13 protein-coding genes and 5 pseudogenes are annotated in these 18,991 nt (G+C 58.6%); 6 read left to right on the top strand and 12 right to left on the bottom strand.

Going from position 1 to position 18,991, the window contains the following annotated elements; all coding sequences use genetic code 11:
* Positions 1-403: 403 nt before the first annotated feature.
* The 5 genes from CQ13_RS36330 to CQ13_RS36315 form a co-directional block, all read right to left on the bottom strand.
* A complete protein-coding gene (locus tag CQ13_RS36330) occupies positions 404-1,165 on the bottom strand; it encodes an alpha/beta fold hydrolase (RefSeq protein WP_057847571.1) in 762 nt (253 codons plus the stop codon).
* Complete coding sequence (locus CQ13_RS36325; RefSeq protein ID WP_057847570.1) at positions 1,162-1,398, bottom strand: lipoyl domain-containing protein; 237 nt, start codon at positions 1,396-1,398, stop codon at positions 1,162-1,164. The genes CQ13_RS36330 and CQ13_RS36325 overlap by 4 nt, the downstream gene beginning before the upstream one ends.
* A 25-nt stretch (positions 1,399-1,423) precedes the next feature.
* Positions 1,424-3,889, bottom strand: a complete 2,466-nt coding sequence (locus CQ13_RS36320) for an alpha-ketoacid dehydrogenase subunit alpha/beta (protein WP_057847569.1) — start codon at positions 3,887-3,889, stop codon at positions 1,424-1,426.
* 320 nt (positions 3,890-4,209) lie between these two features.
* A complete protein-coding gene (locus tag CQ13_RS43900; protein ID WP_156434119.1) occupies positions 4,210-4,440 on the bottom strand; it encodes a hypothetical protein in 231 nt (76 codons plus the stop codon).
* Positions 4,441-4,614: 174 nt separating this feature from the next.
* Positions 4,615-5,436, bottom strand: a complete 822-nt coding sequence (locus CQ13_RS36315; protein ID WP_057847568.1) for an SDR family NAD(P)-dependent oxidoreductase — start codon at positions 5,434-5,436, stop codon at positions 4,615-4,617.
* A 735-nt stretch (positions 5,437-6,171) separates the two neighbouring features.
* On the opposite strand from CQ13_RS36315, the pseudogene CQ13_RS36310 reads away from it, so the two are divergent.
* Positions 6,172-7,452: pseudogene (locus CQ13_RS36310) on the top strand (NAD-dependent succinate-semialdehyde dehydrogenase); the annotation flags it as partial.
* Positions 7,453-7,756: 304 nt separating this feature from the next.
* On the opposite strand, the pseudogene CQ13_RS47445 reads toward CQ13_RS36310, so the two are convergent.
* The 6 genes and pseudogenes from CQ13_RS47445 to CQ13_RS36295 form a co-directional block, all read right to left on the bottom strand.
* Positions 7,757-7,947, bottom strand: a pseudogene (locus tag CQ13_RS47445) (phage integrase N-terminal SAM-like domain-containing protein); the annotation flags it as partial.
* A gap of 633 nt (positions 7,948-8,580) precedes the next feature.
* Positions 8,581-9,519, bottom strand: coding sequence for an MBL fold metallo-hydrolase (locus tag CQ13_RS36305; RefSeq protein ID WP_156434118.1), 939 nt, complete (start codon positions 9,517-9,519; stop codon positions 8,581-8,583).
* Between the two features lie 177 nt (positions 9,520-9,696).
* Positions 9,697-9,957 carry a porin gene (locus tag CQ13_RS47440; RefSeq protein ID WP_156434117.1) on the bottom strand — a complete coding sequence of 87 codons (261 nt, stop codon included), beginning with the start codon at positions 9,955-9,957 and terminating at the stop codon, positions 9,697-9,699.
* Between the two features lie 32 nt (positions 9,958-9,989).
* Complete coding sequence (locus CQ13_RS36300; RefSeq protein ID WP_057847573.1) at positions 9,990-11,771, bottom strand: flavin-containing monooxygenase; 1,782 nt, start codon at positions 11,769-11,771, stop codon at positions 9,990-9,992.
* Positions 11,772-12,228: 457 nt separating this feature from the next.
* On the bottom strand, positions 12,229-12,540 hold the full coding sequence (locus CQ13_RS43890; protein ID WP_156434116.1) for a hypothetical protein: 312 nt from the start codon (positions 12,538-12,540) through the stop codon (positions 12,229-12,231).
* Positions 12,541-12,710: 170 nt separating this feature from the next.
* On the bottom strand, positions 12,711-13,736 hold the full coding sequence (locus tag CQ13_RS36295) for an IS110 family RNA-guided transposase (protein ID WP_057847572.1): 1,026 nt from the start codon (positions 13,734-13,736) through the stop codon (positions 12,711-12,713).
* A 246-nt stretch (positions 13,737-13,982) separates the two neighbouring features.
* Between CQ13_RS36295 and CQ13_RS36290 the strand changes: the two are divergent.
* The 5 genes and pseudogenes from CQ13_RS36290 to CQ13_RS36270 form a co-directional block, all read left to right on the top strand.
* A pseudogene (locus CQ13_RS36290) lies at positions 13,983-14,837 on the top strand (IS5 family transposase); the annotation flags it as partial.
* A gap of 71 nt (positions 14,838-14,908) precedes the next feature.
* Positions 14,909-15,951 (top strand): annotated as a pseudogene (locus CQ13_RS36285) (IS110 family RNA-guided transposase).
* Between the two features lie 286 nt (positions 15,952-16,237).
* A pseudogene (locus CQ13_RS42105) lies at positions 16,238-16,734 on the top strand (transposase); the annotation flags it as partial.
* 86 nt (positions 16,735-16,820) lie between these two features.
* Complete coding sequence (locus CQ13_RS46900; RefSeq protein ID WP_347337086.1) at positions 16,821-17,156, top strand: IS110 family transposase; 336 nt, start codon at positions 16,821-16,823, stop codon at positions 17,154-17,156.
* A gap of 3 nt (positions 17,157-17,159) precedes the next feature.
* Complete coding sequence (locus CQ13_RS36270; protein ID WP_347337085.1) at positions 17,160-17,834, top strand: IS110 family RNA-guided transposase; 675 nt, start codon at positions 17,160-17,162, stop codon at positions 17,832-17,834.
* Positions 17,835-18,587: 753 nt separating this feature from the next.
* Here CQ13_RS36270 and CQ13_RS36265 read toward each other — a convergent pair.
* Positions 18,588-18,991: IS630 family transposase (locus CQ13_RS36265; protein ID WP_156434115.1), on the bottom strand; the 404-nt coding region annotated here is incomplete at its 5' end.

Here is an 18,991-nt window from a genome sequence, read left to right as displayed (position 1 = left end):
GCTCGATCACTACCCACGCTTTGGCCAGATCGGCGCAGTTCTCAAGTCCGAGCGCACCGCGACTGAGAGCATGAGCTGTGCGGCGTCACAGTGAACATATCGCACGATTCAAAAACAGAAATTCCCTAAAAGAGGGCTCGCCTAGCTGAAATTCTGCGTCTAAAGCGGGATCCGACCAGATTGAATCGTTTGGGACTGATCGGGAAGGGGGTCGTCTGGCGACGCCACCCCTCCCACACCTGATCAACGCCCTGTCCTCTGATTGCGCGTTCCCGCTGCGCCATCGAGGTTCGGCACCAATCCGATTAGGGCAGAAGTGATCCGATGTATCCTTCTGAGGAGGCGCGCTAGGTTGCAAGGATAGATCGGGGATCGATCGGCCGCTCAGACCGTTGCTCCCCCGTCAAGACGCATGCAGAAATTGTATAAGATAGCGGTTGACGGACTTACTTGCTTCAATGTGAGGAAGGTGACCGGTATCCGGCAGAGCGATCATTTGAGCATTGAACGTAGCAAGCTTTGATCTATCGATAGGATTGATCTGATCGTCCTCTCCCCAGATGACCAACCGCGGAATCTTGCTCAGAGCGACGGAAGCGACATGGGGTTTGATTGACGTCTCCACCTGGATCAGTTGGTCGCCCAGCACTCGCATAGCCGAACGGACGCCCGATTGGTCCAAGTGCTCGATAACTCGCTGTGCAATATGAGGCGTTATGAGGCGTGGGCGCGCGACCAATCGCCGAAGGAGCGCCATAGCGGAGTTCGTGTCCAAAAGAGCTGAAAAGCCGCCTAGGAAATCGCGATCTATGCCTGTGCCGAGGCCCGCAGGCGAGATCAGCGCCAATGCGTCAACCAGATCCGGCCGCCGAGCTGCCAATTCTATGGCGATGGCACCGCCAAGCGAATGACCGACCAGGACAAAAGGCTCGCTCCGGGGCTCGAGTTGGCTGATCAGCTCATCAACAATTCTCGAGATTGTCATCTCTCCCGCGAGAGGAGGCTGATCACCGTGAGCCGGCAGATCGCATACAAAGACGCTGCTCGACTGCAGCAGCACGTCCTGATTGGCGAGCCATGTCATGCGGTCGGCGCCAAATCCGTGAATAAGCAGCAGATTTGGCCCGGTACCGCCCAAACGGAGTAGACCAGATCCTCCCGTCATGATTCGATGATTCCAAGCCTAGCGCCAACTGCTGCGACCTCGCCCGCACGAATAAGGATCTTCTTTAGCCTACCTGTCACCGGCGCTTCGAGCTCCAGGGTCACCTTCGGCGTTGTGACCAAAACAGTCTGTTCACCTTCCTTAACCATATCCCCCTCCGCTTTGAGCCATTCGGCAATCTCGGCTTCCTCGATCTCGTTTCCAAGCGCCGGCAAGATAATGTGGTTGTCCATCCTAGTCTCTGTCTGATTGGAGGTTCTATAGACCGATCCGGGCGAGTTCCTGGTCGTCCCAGTTTCGATGACCGCGGCGATTGCTTCGCCTGTCGGGAAAGAGCTCTCCGGTGACGACATCTATGATGTCGTCTGGTTGCGGGAAGTAGGTCATTTCCATTTCGGCGCCGGGCACGATCCAGTTTGGTGAACCCAGAACACGCGGCGGGGCAATCAAATGGCGATAGCCAAAACGACCGATGTTCGCGGCCAAGGTCATCAGGAAGCTCCCTCTTTCTGAGGCTTCAGACACGAGCAGGATGCGCCGCGTCTTCTTAACCGAAGCGAGCACTGGTGCATAGTTGAACGGTACAATTGAGCGCGCATCGATCACCTCCGCAGAGATCTTGAAAGTCGCTTCCAACTCATCAGCAGCAGCTACTGCTGCGTACAATGAGGGCCCAATGGTCAAGATCGTGACATCGTTGCCTGAGCGCTTGCAGTCGGGTTCGCCAATTGGAAGCCGATAATATTCTGTCGGGACTCCGTCGGGGCGGAATTGTTCAACAGTTTCATAGAGCCGTTGGCTTTCAAAGAAAACTACGGGATCGTTGCTCGACAGCGCTGAGGCCAAAAGACCCTTCGCGTCATATGGTGTCGCCGGATAGACAACCTTGAGGCCGGGGACGTGTGCACACAGGGCGGTCCAATCTTGGCAGTGCTGTGCGCCATACGTCGACCCAACGGAGCAACGCAATACGACAGGCAGTTTAAGCTCGCCACCGGACATCGATTGCCACTTTGCCATCTGATTGAGGACTTCGTCGCCTGCGCGGCCGAGAAAATCGCCAAACATCAGTTCGATGAGGGCGCGACCGCCTTCCATGGCATAACCGACCGCAGTCGCGACAATGGCGGCCTCGGAAATAGGTGTGTTGAACAAGCGATGATGCGGCAGGATTTCTGCGAGGCCGCGATATATGCCAAAAGCGGTGCCATGTACTCGGCATTCCTCACCATAGGCGATCAGGCGCTCATCATGAACCATGTGATGTAGAATGGATTCGAACAGCGAATCGCGTAAGGTGATTGCCCGCATTCCCGACAATTTCTTTCCATCCTCAGCGATTCCGCACCTGCTTTTCTTAGCGTCCTGCTGCACACGAGACATGGCCTGCAATGGCTGCACAAGCGGAGCGTTTTGGGCAGGAACCTCTATTTCGGAATTCGAGAACATGAGCTTGCCGATCAACAATGGATCCGCCCGGATGTTCACAGAAGGCGAGAGAAGAGGATCGACGGCAACTGCAGCGATGGAGCGCATGCGCGTGGCGATTTCTTGGCGAAGCGCAACGATCTGATCTGGCCTCACAATCCCAGCATTCTGAAGACGGTCCGAGAACAGCAGAATCGGGTCGTGCGCCTCCCAAGCATCGATTTCCTCTTTCGTTCGATATGCGTTGGCATCGAAGGGCGAGTGCCCACAACTACGATAGCATTCAACGTCCAGCAGGGCTGGCCCTCTAGCTTGAACCAAAAGCTCCCGTTTACGCCTCACGGCATCGGCAACTGCAAGGGGATTGGTTCCGTCAACTGTTTCCGCATGCATAGCTTGCGGGTTAACACCGAGCCCAATTCGCGAGAGACGGTCTCGTCCCGTTGTCTCGCCGATGATCTGGCTGCCCATCGCGTAGAAGTTGTTGCTGAAGAAGAAGAGGACCGGCAGGCCCCCTTTTACGGCGTCGGTCCACAGCGTATCGAATTGCGCCATGGCAGCGAAATTCATCGCTTCCCACACCGGTCCGCACCCGGTCGAACCGTCGCCGGCGTTCGCAACGGCAATGCCGCCATTCCGAGCGAGCTTCTTTTGCAAGGCGGCGCCGGTTGCAATTCCGGCTGAGGCTCCGACAATTGCGTTGTTGGGATAAATTCCGAAAGGCGGGAAGAAGGCATGCATCGATCCGCCGATACCTCGGTTGAAGCCCGTCGAGCGCATCAGGATTTCGGCTAGCAAGCCGAGAAGAATGAAGTTCTCCGTGGTCTCCAGGGCATTCTCTCCCGGAAGGTGCCTCTCAACTGTCTGAAGCAACAAACCGCGGTCATGATTTTCCATGATCTCGCGGACGGCTCTCGTGGCAAGCTTGCGGATTGCAGAGAAACCCTTCGCAATAAACTCGCCATGACTGCGGTGACTGCCAAAGATGTGATCATCAGGTTCTAGCGAGGCCGCAGCACCCACCGCCGCCGCCTCCTGCCCTATCGAGAGATGCGCCGCCCCTTTGAAATTGAATTCAACGCCGTTGTAGGCTCCTTTCGATCTCAGTGAACCCACCATTGTTTCGAATTCGCGAATGATGATCATATCGTGCAGCAATCGCAGCAATTCCGCATCACCAAAGTTGGCCCGTTCGGTCTCGATGTTCCCTTCATAAGCATGAACAGGAATCTGAGGCGCGCTCAGCGCGCTGCGTGCTTTGAACTCATCTGGATTAATGTAGATTTCTTTGGGCATTCCGATCTCCGATTAATATGCGCGGAAACGGCCAGTTAAACTGGCCGGACTGACATACGTCTTGGCGGCGCTAAATGTCAGCGGTGGGCGAGACGCCGTCGTACTCTTCGGGTCAAGTGCTGGCACGGTTTCGACGGGCTCCCGGCGTTGGGATACCGATTAGAGGAATCGCCGAGGATGTCATGGCCACACAATCGCCTCTATCTTGTCGCAGTTGTTTTCTCTACCTAGACTCCCGCGGCGGTTCTGAAATCATCGGAAGGACAGGGGCAGGGGCCGAGCAAACCGTCTATAAGAATAGCGCGGGCCAACGCTGATTCTCACCAAAAAGGCCGTAGCCTGGCCGAAATACTGCGCCGAACTACAAATCTGCGAATTTTTACAGTAAAAGTGCGAAGGCGCTTCACGCCGTCGAAAAAAGCGGCATCGCGAACTGGAGCAGAAGAATAGATCGCAGGCATGCAGCCGCGCACGTTGTCGTATTGCTGATTTTTGCGCGTGATGGCTCCGCAGGTCGGCTTTACATCCGCTTGCGCGCTTACGATCGCCACCAAAACCGCCTTGGAGCGCACCGGCGTCCGCTGCTACCCTACCAAGGCACCGATGTTCCGACACAGCCTTACCACCGAGCTGTTAATTTCGAAAAACCCTTCAGCCGAGATATCGTGGCTGCACGCGGGACCTCGACGTCAGCAAAAAAACTAGGACAAGGTCGTCGTGCTCGGTTAGCTCGGCATGGCCTCGAGAAGTGCCTTGGTCCGAGCCTTTATCGGTTCCTCCATTTTGCGATCCGTGTGTATGTAGAACCTATTTTCTCGCACCGCTTTGAGAACTATCTCACCGACATCGTCGATGCTGACGCCTTGCTTCAGGTATTCGGTGAACTGAGCTCTCCCCTCTGCTCCCCGCCGTTCCTGCTCTTCCGACAAGGACAACCCCCTTTTGGGAGCAGCATTCGACGATCGTTCAATGAGGCCGGTCGCGACGGGACCAGGGCATAGTACGCTGACACCAATACCGGCGGAGCCCAGTTCGGCATCTAATGCCTCCGACATTCCCACCACCGCGTACTTAGATGTAGTGTACAGAACCCCGGAGCGAGTTAACGCAAGGCCCGCGCTCGAGGCAGTATTCACGATATGCCCACCATGGCCGCGTCCGACGATCTTCGGCAGAAACGTTTGCACGCCGTTGATGACGCCGTAGAGGTTTATACCGATCGACCAGTCCCAAAGTTCATAGGTGAGTTTCTCCACAGGGGCAGCGCTAATCACTCCAGCGTTGTTGAACAGCAGCGATACAGGTCCCAGTGCGCGTTCCGCCGCTTCTGCTGTCGTGGCGTAGGAATGGCGATCACGAACATCGAGTTGGAATGTCTCGACCGGAGCAAGGTCCTGCAGCTCCGCCTTCGCGCGAGCCAGGGCGGAGGCATCCACATCTATCAGGGCCAGCTTGGCACCAGCACGCGCAAAGCTTCGAGCGATGCCCAATCCGATGCCGTTGCCACCGCCGGTGATGAATGCGGTGCGCCCCTGCACGTCTGTCATGTCAGTTTCTCCTACCTTCGTTTTCGCATGGGAACTGTCGCAGACATCGCCAGAGCGGCACAGCGACGCCCTTCCGCGCAACTGACTTTTCACGCGCCATGCCTTGGAGGAATGGTTCGAGGAAGCCCTCCGCCGTGATCTGCAGCGGATGAACTAGCACATGCTAGCGAGAGGTCCGGCGCACCCAGGTTAAAGAGCGAAGTCGTGGCAACAATGACGTGACTTAGCAATGCGCTTAACCATCTGACCTTCGCAAGCACTTTTCATCTCATAACGCGCGGTAGTGTTTTCTGCTTCCCATAGGCCAACGCATAAGCTGCCAGCGTGGATATTAGCCGAATCGTGGATCGTTCAAAGACGCAGGTATGTACGCAACGTACATAACGCTTCTTAACTTCCATTTGTTGTTTACTGCGGTAGCTTTGTCCGCGAATTGACCGGCTTTCGTAAGACGGTTACCGAATGAAGGCGTCTCTTAAAGAAAGCTCGTTTGAAAGCCGGCCTCGGTTTGTGAGAACCAAAACGCGCCATGCCAATGAATCATGTGGTGCGTGTTTCGATGCAAGAGTGCGGGGGTCGCGGAAGTCACGTCGCGCTCCTCCCCGGCCGGCGCAGGCAGGGGCAAGGCGATGAAGGTCCCGCCCGCCGGGTCGAGCTTCGACCTGACCCCGTCCGGATTGGAGATCCAGATCCCGCGAAGGCCTTTGGCCCGCGGGCAGCCGCAATGTCTGGATGGCCGAGCGTGCAGTCCCTGCCTGGGCCAAGTTCTCCGCCAAGCAGCGCTCCAACATCCTTCGCAAATGGTACGAGCTGATTGTCCTCAATCGCGAGGATCTCGCCCTGATTCTCACCTCCGAGGAGGGCAAGCCGATCACTGAGGCGCTCGGTGAAGTCGACATCGGCGCCGCCTATGTCGAATTTTTCGCCGAAGAAGCCCGCCGCGTCTATGGCGAGATCATGCCGGCGCAGCGGCCTGACGCGCGGCTGCTCGCGATCAAGCAGCCGATCGGCGTTTGCGGCGCGATCACGCCGTGGAATTTCCCGAACTCGATGATCACGCGAAAAGCGTCGCCCGCGCTAGCGGCCGGCTGCACCGTGGTGCTGAAGCCAGCTAACGAGACGCCGCTCTCGGCGCTCGCGCTCGCGGCCCTGGCCGAGAGGGCCGGCGTACCAACGGGCGTGCTCAACATTATCAGCGGCGATGCACCGCCGATCGGTAAGGTCTTTTGCGAGCACCCGGCGGTGCGCTTCGTCGGCTTCACCGGCTCGACGGAAGTCGGCAAGATCCTTTATCGGCAAGCCTCCGTCGGCGTTAAGAAGCTCGGTCTGGAGCTCGGCGGCAACGCGCCCTTGGTGGTGTTCGAGGATGCCGATCTCAATGCAGCGGTCGAGGGCGCGATCGTCTCCAAATACCGCAACATGGGCCAGACCTGCATCTGTGCCAACCGCATCTATGCCCAGGACAGGACCTATGACGAGTTCGTGCAGAAGCTCTCGAAGAAGGTCGCGGCCATGAAGATCGGCGACGGCACGGAAACGGACGTGACACAGGGGCCGTTGATCAACATGGAGGCGATCGACAGGGTCGAGCGGCATATCGCGGATGCCGTGAAGCGCGGCGCCAAGGTCACCGGCGGCAAGCGCCACGCGCTTGGACGCTCTTTCTTCGAGCCGACAGTGCTCACTGAGGTCAAGCCGGACTCGCTGGTCTCCCATGAGGAGACGTTTGGTCCGCTCGCGCCGGTGATCCGCTTCAAGGACGAGGCCGACGTAATCGCGATGTGCAACGCCTCGCCGTTCGGGCTCGCCTCCTACCTCTATTCCCACGATCTCGGCCGCGTCTGGTGCGTCGTTGAAGCGCTCGAATGCGGCATGGTCGGCGTCAACACCGGCCTGATCACGACTGAGGTCGCACCCTGTGGCGGCGTTAAGGAAAGTGGCCTGGGGCGCGAAGGGTCGCATCACGGCGTCGAGGAATATCTCGAAATAAAATACGTGATAATGGCGGGGGTTTAGCCGCTTCGTTCATATGCTCACCGCCGCAACATGGCGATCACGCGATTGAAAGGTCAGGCGCTTCGAGCAGCTTCTGCCGGGGCTCTCGTTACTCAGCGTCTCGAGCTGCTAGGTGCTCAGGACACAAAGCACTCTGTCAATCTCGGCTTGAATGCCGCGCCTGCCCGACCGATCCCATCGCACCAATCCGTCCAATGGCGTGCTTGCTCAACCGGCTGCGATAGCGGAGGAACGGCAGGCAGCGTGCAGCACGGTTCGTCGAGAGGCTGCTCGCCGTGGCGACCCGGAAACAGCCAGCGTGTCAGACGAACTGGTTGGGTGCAGGCCACGATTCCCCGTCGCCACCAGATGAACCTGGAACGCATGGACATCCTCTAAGCCCAGATGCTCGAGCGATCGGCTAAAATATCGGATGACCTTCGATACTGCGTTGAGATATTATCGCTGCGCCGCCGGCGATAAATTGCGGACCGTCAGTCCTCGATCATGCGTCATGGACAAGGTGAGGCGTTTATGGTCGCGTCGAGGTTACGGTGCACAGTGCGTCACTAGCGCCCGGGCAAGGTTGAACCTGAACGCGGCATTGACGCCTCCACACTAGACTAAGACTAGCGTGTTTGGAGCAGCCGCCCGCCACCCACGCACTCGACGGCCATCGTGCGGCTGTGGCAGAGCCGGACATGCTCGACCTTCACGATCGTCGTCGCCTAGCAATTTAGCCAAGACCACTTTGTGGCTCCGATCGAATTGATCGCGTCAAAAAAGAGCGGCCGCCGACTGATCTAATGGATGATCAACGGCGCAGTCTGTTGCATCTAGATATGGAATCAGGATCGGCATTTAGCAGGTTCGGTTTGCGTCGGCCGTAAATCTGTCGTTTGACGAGCTGGAGCTTGGTCATCTAACCTCTCTGTTTGCCCGTCCGCCCAATGCGAGATTATTGCGAGCGGACCGCAGACTTATCCCGGAGAACGCGGTTGGCGAATGATTCGACCAAGCTTTTGTCGCGCGTCTATCCAGCACTCGAGATCAGCAGCGAGTTGCGGCGGAACATGTCATGAATATTTCCGATGGCGGCGACGGTGATGATCTGGGCCTTAGTCAAATTGTAGCGCTCACGGTAGGCCGTCAGCCGATTGGCGCCCAGCGATACTCGCTGCCGTTCCGCACGACCTTGCCCCAGCACAAACCCGGGAAGTGCGAGGCGGAGCACGGGATCCCCTCCTGCGCAAGGAAGCTTCGTATGCTGTACAGAGATTCCATTGCTTGGTCGGAATTCTCGTTGATTGGGAACCGCAAGCCATCAATGAGTGCGGGGATCGAATGCGCGACATCGCCAAGGAATGCGCAACGTTCGCCCTCCGATTCCAGGATAATGGCGCATGAGCCTACCGAATGCCCGGGTGCTGGGATGGTCGTCATCCCGGGCAAGCCGGTGTCCGTACCACTCCAAGTGCGGAAGCGGTCGCGGATGGGCGCAAGCCTGACATGAGCCAAGTCCTGCGGATTGGCGGAGCGGATCTCGAACTCCTGCGGCTCGTAATCCTCCCGCATGTTGTATTCCCATTCCAGTTGATTACAGTGGAAGGTGGCGTTTGGGAACGACGGCTTCCCTTCGTGTGTTGCCCAGCCGATATGATCGAAGTGCAGATGGGTGAAGATGACGTCCGAGATCTCTTCGGGGTCGACACCTTGCGAGGCGATGGAGGACCTCAATGCTCCGCCCCGGAACGGCGGCTTTGGGTTTGGGCCGTTGCCGCAGTCGATCAGGGCAAGCCGGTTAGGGAACCGAAGTAGATATGCGCCGACCGACATCAGCAACTTGCCGCTCAAGCGGTTGAGATGCATTTTGTTGCGCTCCCAGGTGCCGGCTGGCGCCGTCGGATACATGGCTTCCGCGGATCCCTCGACCTCTCCGTCGATCAGCGAAACGATTTCAACAGAACCAATCCTCATGTTCTCCTTCCACTCGGCTGATGCAGCTCTGCGTTCCGGCACCTTCTCAACAAAACACGCCGAGTGTAGCCCCGTCACCGCGATTGGTTGACCTTCTGCCGTCTCCCACATGGGGCTCACTCCATGCACCGCTGGAGCTCGCTCGGAGAGGAGAAGCAGATCGTGTTTGCAATTGAGCACGGCGCCGCTTGGGAACAACCGAGCGACGGCCGCTCCGCCAATGCCAGATGCCCCCTTTTATAAGTGCGACCTTGCCATCGAACGGCAGGTTCGCGTCCCGGCGCGCGATCATGTTTGTCTCTCAATATCGTAAAATTCAGCAGGCTTCGGGTAGTAGGCGCGTTCATGCTTGAAGCGTCGAAGGTTTCTCGGAATCCCTGACACCCGCTTTTTCGCATCTTCGAGCAGGGCTCGCTTACCCGATATGTGCAGAACGCCTGCGCCATACGCGTCACAGACGCCCACGTACACAACAGGTTCAAGCTCCGTCGCCGCAATGGCATCTGCGGTCTGAGCGCCGTAGGCGCAAGTCGTCCGAGCGAGCCTCAACTACATCCTCCTCGCGGCTTCAGCGCACCGGATCACCTCTTGCGACGCGCGAGCCCGAGCAGTTCGGCCTTTATCCCGAGCGCAAGATACTTGGAGTGGTTGCGGGAGGCCGATATGGCGCCGAGTTGGAGCCAGAGGCCCCTCTGAGAAGTCGGGCGCCACGCGTTGCGTATCTCACCGTCTTCACCGTAACCCCAGATCTGGCCAACCTTGCGCGCCACCTCGGCGCCAAAATACTTTTCGATCTCGACCTCGGAGCCGTGATAGCCGGTCGCGAAGACAATGATATCGGCTTCGATCCTGCCGCCGTCCTTGAGTTCGGCGCCGTCGGGGCCATACTTCGCTATCGCTTCGGCTCGAACGAGTTGGATCCGACCGTCGATGAGGTACTGGGACGCGCCCACGTCGATGTAGTAGCCGCCGCGCCTTTCATACACTGAGAGGAGATAGCCACCGCCGCTAGGGCCATCGTCCGTCCTGAACCCGACGGCGTGAAGGCCGCGAATGAGCTCCTTGTCCAACTCGTTGGTGAGCTTGGTGTACTCCTGGCAGCTCTTGACGACCGACTCGAAATCGTTGGTCAATCCGATAAGATCGCTCTCCTCCGTCGACCTCTTTTCGTGGTAGAGGGCATAGGCGAGATTGGCTTGGGTCAGGCTGATGACTTGGGTCGAGCCGCGCTGGACCATCGTGACCTTGCAGCCGAGGTCTACGAGCTCGCGCGAGAGGTCGTGGCCGCTGGTCCCCGTACCAATCACGATAGCCTTCTTGCCGGGGAGGTCTGGCGACGACTTAAAATCCGCCGCGTGCACGGCCAAGCCGCGGAAGTATTCGATACCTTCTAGCTTTGGGTAGAGCTTGCGGGGCGCAAAGCCACCGGTTGCCAGAACCACATGGCGCGGATGAAGCGTACGTTCCCTACCGTCGGCCCCGCGGATTCGCGCATCCCACCGCCCCGAAGCCTCGTCAAAGGCGCCCCCTAGGAAAGTTGTCGCGGTCCAGACGCGAAGTTCCATGAACTCGGCGAACGCTTCCAGCCACCCCGCGTACTTGTCCTTCGGCAGGTAAACCGGCCAATTCTCCGGATATGGGAGATGCGGAAAGCCGTTCGCGCAAAGCTCGTTGTGCAGCACCAGCGAGCGATACCGGTTTCGCCAGTTGTCCCCAATGCGAGGTAGCTTGTCGATGACCAGTGTCTCGACTCCAAGATCCTGGAGCCTCGTCGCGATGAACAGCCCGGAATGACCTGCGCCCACGACTAATACTTCGGGGTCCTTGCCTTCGAAACACCGCTCTCTCGCGAGCTTGTCAAGCCAGCTCTCGCCTGGTTGGTCCTCGGGCACACGCTCGATCCGATTATCGCCCAGGCGCGGCTCATGGCCGTGAATGGTCTGCAGCGCGGTCATGAATGCGAGGGCGCGACCATCGGATGGATCGCTGGGTGCTGACACCAGCCGCACGACACCTTTCGCAGATCCCACTGCCGTTTCGAACTCGACTATCGCCTCGACTGACGCCCGCCCGACACGCATTGCATTGATCGGCGCAGTGTGCCCTTTGGCGAGTCTGAGTTCACCGGGCTGGACCGTAGGCGTTTCCTTTACTAGACGCCGCGAGATCGCCTCACGCCCCTTGATCGTGCGATAGTCCCACTGGAACGCGAGCACGTCACGCCAGTGACTGTGCTCCACAAAGAGCTCGCCGACAGCTTCAACGTTGCCAGAGGTCAGCGCCGAATTGAACCTGTCCAGCCACCCCGTCGCCGCCGAGACCGGATCATTTGCTCCGTTAGGCGCTTGTTTGGTTGCGGTCATGAACATCGCGAAGTGCCCTTCTGTGTGCCGAAGAAAAATGTCAAAGCTTGGTCCCGAGCAGGTTTCGCAGATAGCCAAAGATGCCCTGCTTGAATGCCACGCCCTGCACGACCAGAATGAGCGGGCCGTACGGCGCCATGACGTGCTCGAATGCCGGGATGACCGAGGCTCGGACGAATGGACGGAAGATGGTGGGGCTCCTTCCAACCAGGGTTATGAGGACGGTCGTCGGGTGAGGGAGACGTCGTTGAGAGCGGCAGCGCCGAACACGATCGCCTTCAATCCACCAGCGGACGCGCTGTGAATGGGAGGTGACCACAAGCGCCTCAAGCTTCGCGCGCACCACCCGCATCGAGTATCTGGTTCTGCCGGGCTCGTCCTCTGATCTCGGGAATGAGATGCCGGTTAGAGGAATCGCCGAAAATGTCATGGCCACAAATCGCTCTACTTGTCGCCGTTATCGCCCTACCTGGGCTCCCGCGGCATTTCTGAAAACATCGGGAAGAATAGGGGCAGGGGATCGAGCAAAACCGTCCAAAAGAATAGACGCGGGCCAACGCTGATTCTGACTAAAAAGTGCCCTACGCTGGCCGAAATACTGCACCGAACTACGAATGTGCGAACTTGATACACTACGGTTTGAGCAAAGGCGGTTCACGCCGTCAAAAAAAGCGGCATCGCGAGCTGGAGCAGAAGAATAGATCGTCGTCTGTTCTTTAATCGCGGCTGTGGTGTCAACTCCTGAATGATCGTCCTCTGTCGGGTTCATGGTTCTTTCCGCGGTCGGATTTCCCGCCGCATGATGGCGTTCGGAGGTGTGGCGTCTCGATGTGAAGAGCGCGGTGCATGGGCCCGCAGGGACGACTTCGAGATCACCGACACCATCGTCCCGGCAGGGACGCTTATCCCGCCGAAGCGGAATCCTGTTTATTTAGGATGTCATGCTGGACTGTTTTCCGCTTGGAATTCTGTCCCGTCGGTCCAGATGGTATGAAGGACAACAGCCATTTTGCGCGCGACGGCGATCTTGGCCTTTTTCGCGCCGATGCGCTTAACCAGCTTGACACCCCAGCGCTTCAATGCCGATCCACGCCGGACTACGGTCAGCAACACGTTAGCCGCCTCGTATAGATAGGTTCGCACAAACGTATTCCCTCGTTTGGAGATCCGCCCATTATGGTCGATCTCCCCGGACTGGTAGCGCCGAGGCGTCAGACCGAGATAAGCGCCGACATCCGAAGAGCTCTTGAAGCGTGCTGGGTCATCAACAGTGGCGACGAACGACAAAGCTGTTAGGGGGCCGATGCCTGGCACAGTCATCAACCGCTGGACGGTCTGGTCACCCCGAGCGAGGTCGAGAAGTTGTTTGTCGAATTTATCGATTTGCTTGGTCAGACACGCTTGAGCCTGGAGAGGTGGATCGAAGATGTCCGCCAATTCCGGATTGTCTACGAGGACGCTGGTGATCTTGGCGGCCAAACCACCCGCGCCTCCCTTGCCGAGCAAAATTCCTACCCCCTTGCACAGACCTCGCATTTGATTATCGAGATCGCGGCGTAGTTCCACCAGCTTCGCTCGGGCGGCCAGCACGGACCGAAGCTGTCGGTTCTCCACGCTCTTGACCGAGACTTCCCGGTACCAGCCCATCCGCGCCATTTCGGCCAAGCCCTTGGCGTCATTCTTGTCCGACTTGTTCATCCGCGTGGACAGCACGGCATTGGCATGTCGGGCATCAAGACAGATGACCGGAAACGCCAGCGCCTTTAGTTCGTGCCAAAGCCAGTTGGAGAGCGCCCCCGTTTCAAAGACGATGCGTTCGGCGTGCGCTGCACGTTTGCGCAGAACCTTTGCGATGGCATCTGGGCTTATCCCAACGCTGCCCTCGAACATCACTTTGCCAGCGTCATCAAGGATGCACATGCTGGTCTCTTCCATCGAAATATCCAAACCGACATACTGCTTCATAGCGGCTCCCTTCATGGCGAATCTGAGAGGTCGATGCTATCGGACCTCGTGCCTCAGGAGGAGCAGCTGGCCGCGATTACGCCATGTGAAGAAGACCTAAGCCACTGAACGGGAATCTCGATTTGGGCCAAGGCGCGTTTCCGGATTGCAAGGTTTTGCTGCTTTGAGCGCCGGAACCTTGCGATTTCGTTTTCGGGATTCCCTCGAAGCGGGAAGCATGATTCCTTGTCTGCATCGGAGGGGACGATGCGGCCGAAGAAGCACCAGACGACTGGATCGAACGATCTGTTCCGGGCTCGGCTCGACCAGATCATCAATCTGAAGCACGAACTGGTTTTGCTCGCTGGCAAGATCGACTGGGACTGGATCGACGGCGAGATTGCGCCGCTCTACAGCGAGCACGGCCGGCCAGGGATCGCGACCCGCTTCATGATCGGTCTGCTGCTGCTCAAGCACATTTACGGGCTATCCGACGAGGGGGTGTGCGAGCGCTGGGTCCACGACCCGTATTTCCAGTACTTCACCGGCGAGGAGTTCTTCCAGCACGCTTTCCGCATGAGCGCTCTGACCTGAGCCACTGGCGCAAGCGGCTCGGCGAGAAGCTGGAGCTGCTGCTGGCCGAGAGCCTGCGGGTGGCGCACGGCGCCGGCCGCCTTGCGCCGCAATGACCTCAAGCGGGTCACGGTCGACACCACGGTGCAGCCGAAGGCCATCACCTTCCCGACCGACGCCAAGCTGCTGCATGCGGCGATCCGGGGACTGAACCACTTGGCGAGCAGGCACGGCGTGCGGTTGCGTCAATCCTACCTGCGGATCGCCAAGAAGGCAGCGATGATGGCGGGACGCTATGCCCACGCCAAGCAGTTCAAGCGACATCAGCGGCAGTTGCGTATCCTGCGCAGCCGGCTGGGCCGGATCATCCGCGATATCCGCCGCAAGATCGAAGGACAGACGGCGCTTGAGCAGACGTTCGCACTTCCGCTCGGCCGCGCCGCGCAGATCCGCTCGCAGCAGCAGCGCCAGCGCGGCTGGAAGCTCTATTCCTTCCATGCCCCAGAGGTGGAGTGCATCGGCAAGGGCAAGGCCAGCGCACCTTATGAGTTAATGGCATGGACCACGCCCGCTCTCAGAGGCACGTGCTACCCCGCGGGGCAGCAGCAGGAGCGCAAGCCATGTCCCATACGAACATTGTCACGATCGGTATCGACCTAGGCAAGAACACATTCCATGTGGTGGGATTCGATGCCACGGGTGCAATCATCCTACGCAAGAAGCGATCGAGAAATCAGCTTGAGCAGTCGCTGGCTAATGTTCCGGCCTGCCTGATCGGAATGGAGGCTTGTTCAGGAGCACACCACCTGGGGCGCAAGCTGGAGAAATTAGGCCATCAAGTACGGCTCTTGCCGGCACAGTATGTGAAGCCATACCTCAAGGGCCACAAGAATGACTTCCGTGATGCCGAAGCCATCACAGAGGCGACGCAGCGCCCGACCATGCGCTTTGTCCCGTTGAAGTCGGCCGAGCAACTTGACTTGCAGGCACTGCACAGAGTTCGCAGTCGATTGGTGACGCAAAGAACCGCGGTCATCAATCAAATCCGAGGCTTTTTGCTTGAGCGAGGGCTGCCAGTCCGGCAGGGAGCGGCAGCGCTCCGACTGGCACTTCCTCAGATTCTCTCAGCGCCAAAGGACAACTTATCGCCTCGAGTGATCCAGCTCATTCAAGACTTGGCCGAGGACTGGCGCCATCTCGACCGACGGGTCGCGTCAATGACGAAAGAAATCGACGAACTCGCTGATCAAGATCCACACTGTCGCCGCCTAATGAGTGCGCCCGGCGTCGGGCCGATCATCTCAAGCGCGATGGTCGCCGCCATCGGAACCGGTGATGCCTTCCATAAGGGCCGGGACTTTGCAGCATGGCTTGGTCTGGTACCGAAGCAAATCTCGACCGGCGATCGAACCATTCTCGGGCGCATATCGAGGCGCGGTAATCGGTACCTGCGAACGCTGTTCATTCAGGGCGCCAGAGCCGTACTTCTGCAGCGTCAGAGTTGGCCTCGGCATGGCTTCGGAGCCTGGTGGAGGCAGCGTCCAAGCGGCTCCACTCCAATGTCTTGGTTGTTGCCCTGGCCGCAAAATTCGCGCGCATGGCCTGGAGCATGCTCGCAAAGGGCCGTGACTACGACGCCAACCTCTTGGGCCGCACCGCATAAGAAACAGGGCCGGAAAGGAAGATCCAAGGTCCGATCAGGAAGGCACAATAACCCGCCGAGGTTTGCGAGACGGAAAGGACGAATGGAGAAACGGTTCCACCGACACTTCTGAAGCCTGGTTCGATTCCATGGCCCTTCCTGAGGCCGGCGAGTTATTGAGGACAGAAGTGGGCGGATATCCATGATGGCTCGGGGCAACAGCCCCAAATTGAAGCCGGATAGATTGGCGCAAACCGCTTCATCCCTTTGTCGATTCCTCTTGCAACGCGGGCGTGGTTCATAGATCGGCGTCAAGGCCTCCATCGTCACCACCAACCGCCGTGGCCCCGGCGGCCACTTCGTGCTGCACGCCAGGGCGCTGCCGGACAACCCCTACGACGGCCACACCCTTGGCGGCGTCATCGCAGACACCGAGAGGCTCACCGGTTGTCCGATCGAGCGCGCCTATGTCGACAAGGGATACCGCGGCCATGGCACGGAGAACCGGAGAACCCGCGCCGCGTCTTCATCTCAGGCCAGAAGCGCGGCGTCTTCGGCGTCATCAAACGCGAGCTGCGACGCCGATCCGCCATCGAGCCCATCATCGGGCACTTGAAGGCCGAAAGCCACCTCGGCCGCTGCTATCTCAAGGGCCGCGCCGGAGACGCCACCAACGTCATTCTCTCCGCCGTCGGACACAACTTCCGCCGCATCCTCGCTTGGCTGAGGGATTTTTAGTGCCTCTTCCTCACCGCCCTCATCGCAGCCTTCACCGCCCAATCAACACTCAGATCGGCTTCTTAACATGGCGTAATCGCGGCTGACGTCTTCTTGAGGACGCGAGGGTCCGTAGGATGGGCCCCAGCCGATTATCGAAAGGGAGCAGCGCTATGAAGCAGTACGTTGGTCTGGACATCTCCATGGAAGAAACCAGCATTTGCGTTTTGGACCAGACCGGCGGCCTGACATTCGAAGGTTGCGTGCCGACCAATCCGGAGGCCATCGCCAAACTCTTGCGGCGGCATGCCGGCAATGCTGAACGGATCGTTTTTGAAACGGGCTCGCTATCCAATTGGCTTTGGCACCAGCTCAGAGCGCTGGGCTTTCCGGTGATTTGCCTTGATGCGCGTCATGCCAACGCGGCATTATCAATGCGCATCAACAAGAACGATGCCAAGGGGTTGGCCGAAATGGCCCGCATGGGATGGTACCGGGAAGCTCCGTGAAGGGTGCGGAGAGCTGAAAACCCGTTCGTGTTGGCGGCTCGAAGCAAGCTGGTGGATCTGCGGCGAGATATTGACAACCAAATGCGTGGTCTGTGCAAGGGGTTGGGAATAGTGCTCGGCAAGGCCGGTTCGACCAACCTGGCTCGCAAAGTCAACGCCGTGCTCGCTGAAGCGCCGGATTTGCAAGATATTTTCGCACCACTGCTCCTTGCCCAGTCCTGTTTGACTGAGCAAATCGAGAAGTTCGATCGACAACTCCTTGCAGTGGCAAAAGGCGACCAAACTGTTAGGCGAATGATGACCGTTCCCGGTATCGGTCCCCTGACGGCCCTGTCCTTCGTCGTTACCATCGACAACCCCGCTCGCTTCAGACATTCCACCGACGTTGGCGCCTATCTCGGCCTGACGCCGAGACGTTATCAATCCGGTGAGATCGATCGCACTGGCCGCATCTCCAAGCGCGGCAACCACCAGGTTCGAACTTATCTGTTCGAGGCCGCGAACGTCCTGCTGACCGTTGTCAGGCGAGGTTCTGCACTCAAGCGCTGGGGCTGCAAGCTGGCCAAACGCATCGGCGCCAAAAAGGCGAAGGTTGCCGTCGCTCGCAAAATGGCTGTCATCCTCCATGCCATCTGGACCGATGGCACTGAGTTCCAGGCAGAGATGCGCGCCGCATGAACCAATCTTAAACCAACTCAGATCCGCCTTCGGCGGAACAGGCGTCCCTGCCGGGACGAAGGTGTTGGCAATCTCGAAGTCGTCCCTGCGGGCTTACGCACCGCGCCCTTCACATCGAGATGCACACCTCTTGAACGCCATCATGCGGCGGCTCCTGGAGAGACGACCGCGGAAAGAACCATGAACCCGGCAGTGGATCACTTTGTCTATCGGGATTGACACCGTGCCCGCGATTAGAGAACGGACGACTAGATCGCAGGCATGCAGCCGCGTAGCTGGGGGCGGTGGCTGGGTATGCCTTGAGTTCGAGTAAGCGCCAGTCGGCCAACCTTGTTCTTCTCGCGATCAGTCTCCTGTAATCGTCCCCTTGCCACTGGATGAAGTGGGGGGGCGTGACGATGACGGCGCCCTTGTCGACACCGTCCGCGAAGAGTCGGGTTACAATGGCCTGCGTCGCAAGTGCTACGCCACAATCGATGGAGCGCGAATCGCATTGTCGTTGATATCGGTTATGGCGACGCGACCGAACCGGATCTAAATGAGATCGAGCTTCTATCTTGCTCGATCAGCCTGCACCGAAGCCGCGCGCTTACCCGGCCGAAACCATGATTTCCGAAAAGCTTCACGTGATGGTCCATCTCGAACTAGCAAACAGGTCTAGGTGGATCTTACAAGACGGGAACGCTGTGGCGGACGTCGTCGTGCGAAGCAGCCGTGTCCCTCTAGGTCAGCGTTTTCTTGGTTCGAATCATATCAGGCGACGTCGGCGAGTTTGTAGGACCATGTGTGGACGACCGGATGGCGATTGACGTCGTCGATACCAGCCATGATGCGCTCCTTGAGTTCGTGTTTTGAGGCCACCCGGATATGGCGCAGGACTGAACGGGCGAACTTGGAGAAGAATCCCTCGATGAGATTGAGCCATGAGCCGTGCTTGGGCGTGAAGGTGAGCTCGAAGCGCCCGCTTGGTCGAGTGGCGAGCCAGGCTCTGGTTTCTCGCGAGATGTGCGCGGAATGATTGTCGAGGATCAATTTGATCGCAGTGTTCGGCGGATAGGCGGCATCGATAAGCCTGAGGAGTTCGACGAACTCTCGACTGCGGTGGCGATCTTTGACAAGGGCGTGGACCTTGCCGGTGAGCAGATCAATCCCAGCCA

This window comes from Bradyrhizobium retamae (assembly GCF_001440415.1).
Taxonomy (GTDB): domain Bacteria; phylum Pseudomonadota; class Alphaproteobacteria; order Rhizobiales; family Xanthobacteraceae; genus Bradyrhizobium; species Bradyrhizobium retamae.
Note: the sequence above shows the minus strand (reverse complement) of the source record. Positions and strands in the feature narration are given on the sequence as shown.